Below are 8338 nucleotides of genomic sequence, written 5' to 3'. Positions count from 1 at the left end.
GGGCGCTTCCCTTCGTTTACTGCTTTGTCTTGCTGTCCTGCGTTTCCGACTCTATCAGACTCTTTCGTGTCCGATTCCCGGTCGAAGCGGGTCTCGCATTTCGCTTCCAGGAAATTCGCTTTCGCGTTTTCCCTTTCGGCGAGTCCGACTCTATCAGGCCTTTTCCATCCCCCTGACCACGTCCCACGGGCATGCCAAAGGAGGGTTCAAGGTTAGGATCTGGGCTTGAAGGTCGCCGCCGACCCCCGACTCAAAGTCGCGTTGGGGTCAGGCAGGAGTACGACAGTACAGGCCGCCGGGAGTCGAGGCAAATCGTTTCCGGTGCACCCCTAGGTCTGCCAAGCGGTAGGTCTCGGGCGGAACCGGGACTTCATATGACTTACTCTGCTGAGCAGTACGCCGTCCCCCATCAGTCGCGGCGGCGACACCTGAATCTCCACCCCCTGGGAGGCTCCCCATGACCAACGTGACGTCCCCTCTTGCTGGACGCGCCATCGGACTCGCCGCGGTTCCCGACCCGGTCTTCTCCGGCGCGATGGTCGGTCCCGGCACCGCCATCGACCCCGTACGTGAGCCCTCCGAGGCCGTGTCCCCGGTCGACGGCATCGTCGTCTCCCTGCACCCCCACGCCTTCGTCGTCGTCGACGCGGAAGGGCACGGGGTCCTGACCCACCTCGGCATCGACACCGTCCAGCTCAACGGCGAGGGCTTCGAGCTCCTTGTGAACAAGGGGGACACCGTCGCCCGGGGCCAGAGCATCGTGCGCTGGGACCCGGTCGCCGTCGAGGCCGCCGGCAAATCACCCATCTGCCCGATCGTGGCCCTGGAGGCCACCGCCGAGTCGCTCTCCGATGTCCGTGAGGACGGGGACGTGAAGGTCGGCGACCCGCTGTTCGGCTGGCAGTGACGCCCAGGGCGCGGTGACCAGCAAGGTGCACAACCACCGCGGTGACTCGGTCACCGCACAACCGGAGACGGGTGAAATGGAGACAACGCTGCGAGGCGTCGGCGTGAGCCACGGTGTGGCCATCGGCGAGGTTCGGCACATGGGTACGGCGGTGCTGGAGCCGCCCGCCAAATCGATTCCCGCCGAGGAGGCCGGTCGCGAACAGGGGCGCGCCAGGCAGGCGGTGGAAGCGGTCGCGGCCGATCTCATCGCGCGCGGCAACCTGGCCGGCGGCGAGGCACAGCACGTGCTCGAGGCGCAGGCCATGATGGCGCAGGACCCCGAGCTGATGTCCGACGTCGATCGGCGCATCGCTGTGGGCAGCACCGCCGAGCGCGCGGTGTACGACGCGTTCGCCGCGTACCGGGCGTTGCTCGCCAATGCCGGGGAGTACCTGGCGGGGCGGGTCGCGGACCTCGACGACGTACGGAACCGGATCGTGGCGCGGCTGCTCGGTGTGCCGATGCCCGGTGTGCCGGACAGCGACGAGCCGTATGTGCTGATCGCCCGCGACCTCGCGCCGGCCGACACGGCGCTCCTCGACCCGACGCTGGTGCTCGGCTTCGTCACCGAGGAGGGCGGGCCGACCAGCCACAGCGCGATTCTGGCGCGGGCGCTCGGCGTTCCCGCAGTGGTGGCGCTGCCCGGCGCCGGTGAGCTGGCCGAGGGCACGGTCGTCGCGGTGGACGGCAGCACCGGCGAGATCTTCGTCGACCCGAGCGACGAGAAGCGCACCGAGTTGGAGAGTGCCGCCGCCGCTCGTAAGGCGGCGCTGTCCGCCTCGACCGGTCCGGGTGCCACTTCGGACGGGCACAAGGTGCCGCTGCTCGCCAATGTCGGCGGTCCGGGCGATGTGCCCGCGGCGGTCGAGGCGGGTGCTGAGGGCGTCGGTCTGTTCCGGACCGAGTTCCTGTTCCTGGACGACAGCAAGCAGGCTCCTTCCGAGGAGAAGCAGGTCGCGGCCTACCGGGCGGTGCTGGAGGCGTTCCCCGAGGGTCGTGTCGTCGTGCGTGTGCTGGACGCCGGCGCCGACAAGCCGCTGGACTTCCTGACTCCGGCCGACGAGCCGAACCCGGCGCTCGGTGTCCGTGGGCTGCGGAGTCTGCTGGACCACCCCGAGGTGCTGCGTACCCAGTTGACCGCGCTGGCGAAGGCCGCCGAGGGTCTGCCGGTGTACCTGGAGGTCATGGCCCCCATGGTGGCCGACCGCATCGACGCCAAGGCGTTCGCGGACGCGTGCCGCGAGGCCGGGCTGCGGGCGAAGTTCGGCGCGATGGTGGAGATCCCGTCCGCCGCTCTGCGGGCGCGGTCGATCCTCCAGGAGGTGGAGTTCCTGTCGCTGGGCACCAACGACCTGGCGCAGTACACCTTCGCGGCCGACCGTCAGGTGGGCGCGGTGTCGCGGCTCCAGGACCCGTGGCAGCCGGCGTTGCTGGATCTCGTGGCGCTGTCCGCCGAGGCGGCTCGGGCCGAGGGCAAGAGTTGTGGTGTGTGCGGTGAGGCGGCGGCGGATCCGCTGCTGGCGTGCGTGCTGACGGGTCTGGGTGTCACCTCCCTGTCGATGGGCGCCGCGTCCATTCCTTATGTGCGGGCCACGCTGGCCAAGTACACGCTGGCGCAGTGCGAGCGGGCTGCGAACGCCGCTCGTGCGGCGGACTCGGCCGACGAGGCGCGCAGCGCCGCTCAGGCTGTGCTGTCCGGCGAGTAGACGGGATTCAGCAGATCCAGGAGGGGCTTTCCCCCGTGTGGCGGGAAGCCCCTCCTGCTGTGTGGCTGCTGCGTATCAGCGGTGGGGATCCGCCGGGTCTGCTCCGATGTCGAATCCCGCGCAGTACTCCACACCGGATTCCGGGGAGACGGGCTCTCCGGTGTCCGCGTCGGTGCAATAGGCGTTGAAGACCTCGCCCGCGGTGAGGGGGGCGAGGGCTCCGTGGGCCAGGCGCCAGCCGTGGACACGGTCCGGGCTGTCGGGGGCGCTGGTGCGCAGGACGACTCCCCCACGCGATTCCAGGGCGATGGCCACCGCGAGGACGGTGGCGAACTCCGCGCCCTCCGCGCTGTCGAGGCGGGCGGGTCCCGCGGTGTCGCGGTGGGTGTGGAGCACGGCCAGGAGCTGGTCGTTGTCCGTCGGGGTGCTGCACACCAGATGGTGGGTGCCCGGTCCCGCCGTTTCCAGCAGCCGCATGAGGAGGTGCGAGGCGCGGTCGAAGGCCGCGCGTCCGACGTCCTGGCCGCAGTCGGCGCAGGCGCCGAGGTCGGCGAGGACGAGGGTGGCGTACTCCCAGGTGGCCTGGCGGACCGCGCGGGAGACGAGGACGGGGATGAGGTCGCTCAGGCGTTGGCCGGTGTAGGCGACCGTGGCTCCGGCGGCGGCGATCTCCGCGGTGAACCGGCTGCGGCTGGCGCCGGTGTCGGCGTCGAGGCCCGATTCGGCGCAGAACTCCGCGTAGTCCTCCGGGTCGAAGAGGGCGACGGTGGTGTGCACGCCTTGGGCCGCGAGCGCTTTGAGCAGGCCCTCGACCTGCTGGAGGTAGACGGTGTGGTCGTCGAAGGCGAAGGTGCGGTAGCGCCGCATGGCCGCGAAGTCCTGTGCGTCGGCGAGGAGTCCGATCGTGCTGGGTGCTTCGCGGCGCAACGTGCGTCGCATGGTGGTGCTGTGCTTCGTGTGGTGGGTGGTGCTCTTCTCGGTGTGGCCGGTCTGCGCCATGTGTCCCCCTGTGCGCGGTGAATCCTTGCTCACTCAGAGTAATCAGGGGGACTGACAAGCGGCTCAGCGGCGCCGGTTCGCGGCCAGTTCGGCGTAGAAGTGGAGGAGGTCGACGTTGTCGACGGAGCCCGGGTTGACCGCCTTGGCCAGCTCGGTTCCCTGGAGGAGGCGCTTGACCGGAACCTCGATGCGCTTGCCGGTGAGGGTGTGCGGGATGGCGGGGACCTCGATGACCTCGTCCGGTACGTGGCGCGGGGAGAGGTTCTCGCGGATGGTGTGCTTGATCGCCGCGCGCAGGTCGTCGTCGAGGGTCGCGCCGTCGGCGAGGTGGACGAAGAGCGGCATCCAGTAGCCGCCGTCGGGCTCTTCGAGGCCGATGACGAGGGATTCGCGGATCTCGGGGAGCCGTTCGACGGCCTCGTAGATGTCGGCGGAGCCCATGCGGACGCCCTGGCGGTTCAGGGTGGAGTCGGAGCGGCCGTGGATGATCACGGAGCCGTGGTCGGTGAGGGTGATCCAGTCCCCGTGCCGCCAGACGCCGGGGTACATGTCGAAGTAGCTGTCGTGGTAACGGCTGCCGTCGGGGTCGTTCCAGAAGCGGATCGGCATGGACGGGAGCGGATTGGTGACGACGAGTTCGCCGACCTCGCCGATGAGGGGCTTGCCGGCCGGGTCCCAGGACTGGAGGTCGGTGCCGAGGCAGGGGGCCTGGAGTTCGCCGATGTGGACGGGGAGGGTGGGGACGGCTCCGGCGAAGCAGCTGCAGACGTCGGTGCCGCCGCTGACGGAGGCGATCCAGAGGTCTTCGGCCACCTCGTCGTGGAGCCAGCGGAAGCCGTCGGGCGGGAGCGGGGAGCCGGTGGTGGCGACGCACTGGACGCGGGAGAGGTCGAAGTCGCGGCCGGGGTGGATGTCGGCCTTGCGGCAGGCCATGACGTACGCGGCGGAAGTGCCGAAGAGGGTGGCGCCGGTCTGTTCGGCGACCCGCCATTGTGCGCTGACGTCCGGATAGCCGGGGCTGCCGTCGTACAGGACGACGGTGGTGCCGGTGAGGAGGCCGGAGACGAGGAAGTTCCACATCATCCAGCCGGTGGAGGTGTACCAGAAGAAGCGGTCCTCGGGTCCGAGGTCGCAGTGCAGTCCGATCTGCTTGAAGTGTTCGAGCAGGATGCCGCCCTGGGACTGGACGATGGCCTTGGGCAGGCCGGTGGTGCCGGAGGAGTAGAGGACCCAGAGCGGGTGCTCGAAGGGGACCTGTTCGAAGACCGGCTCGGTGTCGGCGGAGGTGAGGGCGGCCCAGGCGAGTGCCCCTTCGGGGACGTCGGTGCCCAGGAGCGGGATGTGGACGACGGCGCGCAGGGTGGGCAGTTCGCGGCGGAGCTCGGCGACGGTCTCGGTGCGGTCGTGCTCCTTGCCGCCGTAGCGGTAGCCGTCGACGGTGAACAGGACGACGGGTTCGATCTGCTGGAACCGGTCGAGGACGCTGCGGGCGCCGAAGTCGGGGGCGCAGGAGGTCCAGATGCCGCCGACCGCCGCGGTGGCGAGGAAGGCGACGACGGCCTGCGGGATGTTGGGGAGGTAGCCGCTGACGCGGTCGCCGGGGGTGACGCCGAGGGCGCGGAGTTCGGCGGCGAGCGCGCCGACCTGGCGGCGGAGCTCGGCCCAGCTGATGGGGAGCTGGGTGTGGGTCTCGTCGACGTACAGCAGGGCGGGGGTGTCGGCGCGGGAGGGGTCCTCGGCGGTGCGCAGGGCGTGTTCGGCGTAGTTGAGGGTGGCGCCGGGGAACCAGGTGGCGCCGGGCATCGCGCGGTCGCCGAGGACGCTTTCGTACGGCGTGGAGAAGCGGATGTCGAACCACTCGGCGACGGCCTGCCAGAAGGTGTCGAGTTCGTCGACGGACCAGCGGTGCAGGGCCGCGTATCCGCCCTCGGCCGGGGCGCCGTACCGGGCCGCGGCCCAGTTCTGGAAGCGGGTGACGGCCGCGGCCTCGATGCGGTCGGGGCCGGGCTGCCAGAGCGGGGCGTCGGGCGTGGCTGCGGTCATGAGGGCTGCTCCCTGGCTGTACGGGTACGCGGGGTGGGCGTGTCGACGCGCACGGGCCGGGGTGTGCGCGTGAGCGGCTGACACGGACGATGCCATGTGATCGTCTTCGGCACCAGGGTGGCCCGGTGTGACGGGGGTTCCTGTTCGCGGGGCGCGGCATGGGTGAACGGGAGTTGAACGGAAGGTTCTGCGGGTCGGGCGGGTGGCAGGGTGTGCGCCATGGACGGTCGTGACCTGGTGCGTCGGGTGAGGTTGGTCGGTTCGGTGCGGGGGCTGCGCACGGTGCGTTCGGCGTGGCGGCGGCGGTCCGCGGACGCGGCGGCGCTGCCGGCGCGCGGGGTGGAGCGGGCCCGGGTGCCCGGTGCGCTGACGGGTGCGGAGCCGGGTCCCGGCGGGGGTGTGGTGCGGTTCGCCCGTTCGGAGCTGCGCATCCGTGTGTCGGTGGGCGGTGCGGTGTTCTGGGCGTGGGACGGGGCGGAGCCGCTGCCGTCGTACGCGGTGACGGGCGAGGCGCCCGCGCCGGATCCGCGGGCGGTGCTGGAGCCGGACAAGGACGGCGGCTGGCAGGTGGTCTCGGAGCGGCTGACGGTGGTGGTGTCACGGACCGGGGCGGTGGAGCTGCGGACGCCGGGCGGGTTGCTGTTGCGGCGGGAGCTTCCGCCGCGCTGGTGGGAGCCGGTGGGCGGGGGGCCGGTGCGGTGGGTGCAGCGGTCCGAGGTTCCTGCGGACGCGCGGTTCTTCGGTCTGGGCGGGCGGGCGGCGGGGCCCCGGTTGCGGGACGGGGTGTACGGGCTGTGGAACACCGATCCGGGCGGGCGTTTCGGTCCGGGGGACGATCCGCTGTATCTGACGATGCCGGTGCAGGTGGTGGTGTCGGACGCGGGGACGCATCTGATGTTCCACGACAACAGCTGGGCGGGGCGGGTGGTGCTGCGGGAGGGCGAGGAGGGCGCCGGTTCGGGGCATGACCGGCCGGGCGCCTGCGAAGTGCGGATGGAGGGCGGGCCGCTGCGCTGCTGGGTGGTGGCGGGGACGCCGGCCCGGGTGCTCCAGGGGTGGACGGCGCTGACGGGTGCGCCCGCGCTGCCGCCGTCCTGGGCGCTGGGGCCGCAGCACGCCCGGTGGGGGTTCGGCAGCGAGGTGGAGGTGCGGCGGGTCGTCGACGGGTACCGGGAGCGGGGGCTGCCGCTGTCGGTGCTGCATCTGGACATCGACCACTACGACGCGCACCGGGTGTTCACGGTGGACCGTGAGCGGTTCCCCGATCTGGCCGCGCTGGCGAAGGAGCTGCGCGAGGACGGGGTGCGGCTGGTGTCGATCGTGGATCCGGCGGTGAAGGCGGAGCCGGGCGAGGCGGTGTTCGACGGGGGCGTGGCGGTCGGGGAGCGGGGGGCGTACGTCCGGGACGCGCGGGGGCGGGTGGTGGTCGGGGAGGTGTGGCCGGGGGCCTCGGTCTATCCGGACTTCACTGATCCGCTTGTGCGGGATTGGTGGGGATCTCTGTACGAGGAACGGCTTGCGCAGGGCTTCTCGGGGGTCTGGCACGACATGAACGAGCCGGTGTCGTTCGCGGCGTTCGGGGATCCGTCGCTGCCGCGTTCGGCCCGGCATGTGCTGGAGGGCGCCGGCGGTGATCATCGAGAGGCGCACAACGTGTACGCGCTGGCGATGGCACGGGCGGGTTATGAGGGGCTGCTCCGGTTCCGTCCGGAGGAGCGGCCGTTCCTCTTCTCGCGGTCGGGCTGGGCGGGGATGCAGAGGTACGGGGGCACCTGGTCCGGTGATGTGTCGACGGGGTGGCCTGGGCTGCGGGCGTCGTTGTCGCTGGTGGTGGGGCTCGGGCTGTGCGGGGTGCCGTATTCGGGTCCGGATGTGGGCGGGTTCGACGGGTTTCCGTCGCCGGAGCTGTATCTGCGGTGGTTCCAGCTGGGGGCGTATCTGCCGTTGTTCCGGACCCATGCGGCGATCGGCGCGGGGCGGCGGGAGCCGTGGGAGTTCGGTCCCGAGGTGCTGGAGCACGCGCGGGCGGCGCTGGTGGAGCGGGAGCGGCTCCGCCCGTACTTCGTGACGCTGTCGCACCTGGCGCGGCTGACCGGTGCGCCCTATGTACGGCCGATGTGGTGGGGCGCGCCGGGCGACCGGGCGCTGCGGGAGTGCGAGGACGCGTTCCTGCTGGGTGATGCGCTGCTGGTGGCTCCGGTGCTGGAGGCCGGGGCGCGGCGGCGGGCGGTGCGGCTGCCCCGGGGGCGGTGGTACGACACGGCGACGGGGCGGGCGTACGAAGGACCGGGCCAGGTCCTGGTCGAGGCTCCGCTGTCGAGGGTGCCGGTGCTGGCGAGGGCGGGCGCGGTGATTCCGGTGCGGGGTGCGGGCGGCGGCCCGGAGCTGGAGGTGTGGGCGCCCGCGCCGGGATGTACGGGCGGCGGGCTGGTGGTGCGGGACCCGGGCGACGGGTGGGCGGAGGCGGAGGTCGAGCGGTATGTGACGCGGTGGGAGGGCGACCGCGTGGTGGTGGAGCGGGACGGCTCGGAGGACGGGGTCGACTGCCCGGTGCGGGTGCGGGGGGTCCGGGGGCGGGATTAGGCCGTGTCGTCGCACTCCCGTCGTCGCCCGAAGGGCGCGCGGGCGGTCGACGGCAGGGC

Annotated in this window: 5 protein-coding genes; 3 read left to right on the top strand and 2 right to left on the bottom strand. The window is 71.8% G+C overall.

What is annotated here, in order from left to right; genetic code table 11:
* The first annotated feature begins 457 nt into the window (after positions 1 to 457).
* Positions 458 to 907, top strand: coding sequence for a PTS sugar transporter subunit IIA (locus CR470_RS33190; protein ID WP_097871166.1), 450 nt, complete (start codon positions 458 to 460; stop codon positions 905 to 907).
* Positions 908 to 983: 76 nt separating this feature from the next.
* Complete coding sequence (gene ptsP, locus CR470_RS33185; RefSeq protein WP_097871165.1) at positions 984 to 2654, top strand: phosphoenolpyruvate--protein phosphotransferase; 1671 nt, start codon at positions 984 to 986, stop codon at positions 2652 to 2654.
* A 75-nt stretch (positions 2655 to 2729) separates the two neighbouring features.
* Here ptsP and CR470_RS33180 read toward each other — a convergent pair whose 3' ends face one another.
* On the bottom strand, positions 2730 to 3653 hold the full coding sequence (locus tag CR470_RS33180; RefSeq protein ID WP_097871164.1) for a hypothetical protein: 924 nt from the start codon (positions 3651 to 3653) through the stop codon (positions 2730 to 2732).
* Positions 3654 to 3716: 63 nt separating this feature from the next.
* Positions 3717 to 5696 (bottom strand): acetoacetate--CoA ligase, encoded by a 1980-nt coding sequence (locus CR470_RS33175; protein WP_097871163.1) that lies wholly within the window; start codon positions 5694 to 5696, stop codon positions 3717 to 3719.
* A 219-nt stretch (positions 5697 to 5915) separates the two neighbouring features.
* On the opposite strand from CR470_RS33175, the gene CR470_RS33170 reads away from it, so the two are divergent.
* Complete coding sequence (locus CR470_RS33170) at positions 5916 to 8279, top strand: glycoside hydrolase family 31 protein (RefSeq protein WP_097871167.1); 2364 nt, start codon at positions 5916 to 5918, stop codon at positions 8277 to 8279.
* Positions 8280 to 8338 lie beyond the last annotated feature (59 nt).

Origin of the sequence: Streptomyces sp. rh34 (assembly GCF_002551245.1) — a bacterium.
Lineage (GTDB): Bacteria > Actinomycetota > Actinomycetes > Streptomycetales > Streptomycetaceae > Streptomyces.
Note: the sequence above shows the minus strand (reverse complement) of the source record. Positions and strands in the feature narration are given on the sequence as shown.

Excerpts from the sequence above, each read along its gene's own strand:
- CR470_RS33175 (WP_097871163.1), bottom strand. The coding sequence starts at position 5,696 with ATGACCGCAGCCACGCCCGACGCCCCGCTCTGGCAGCCCGGCCCCGAC.
- CR470_RS33190 (WP_097871166.1), top strand. The coding sequence starts at position 458 with ATGACCAACGTGACGTCCCCTCTTGCTGGACGCGCCATCGGACTCGCC.
- CR470_RS33180 (WP_097871164.1), bottom strand. The coding sequence starts at position 3,653 with ATGGCGCAGACCGGCCACACCGAGAAGAGCACCACCCACCACACGAAG.
- CR470_RS33170 (WP_097871167.1), top strand. The coding sequence starts at position 5,916 with ATGGACGGTCGTGACCTGGTGCGTCGGGTGAGGTTGGTCGGTTCGGTG.
- ptsP (WP_097871165.1), top strand. The coding sequence starts at position 984 with ATGGAGACAACGCTGCGAGGCGTCGGCGTGAGCCACGGTGTGGCCATC.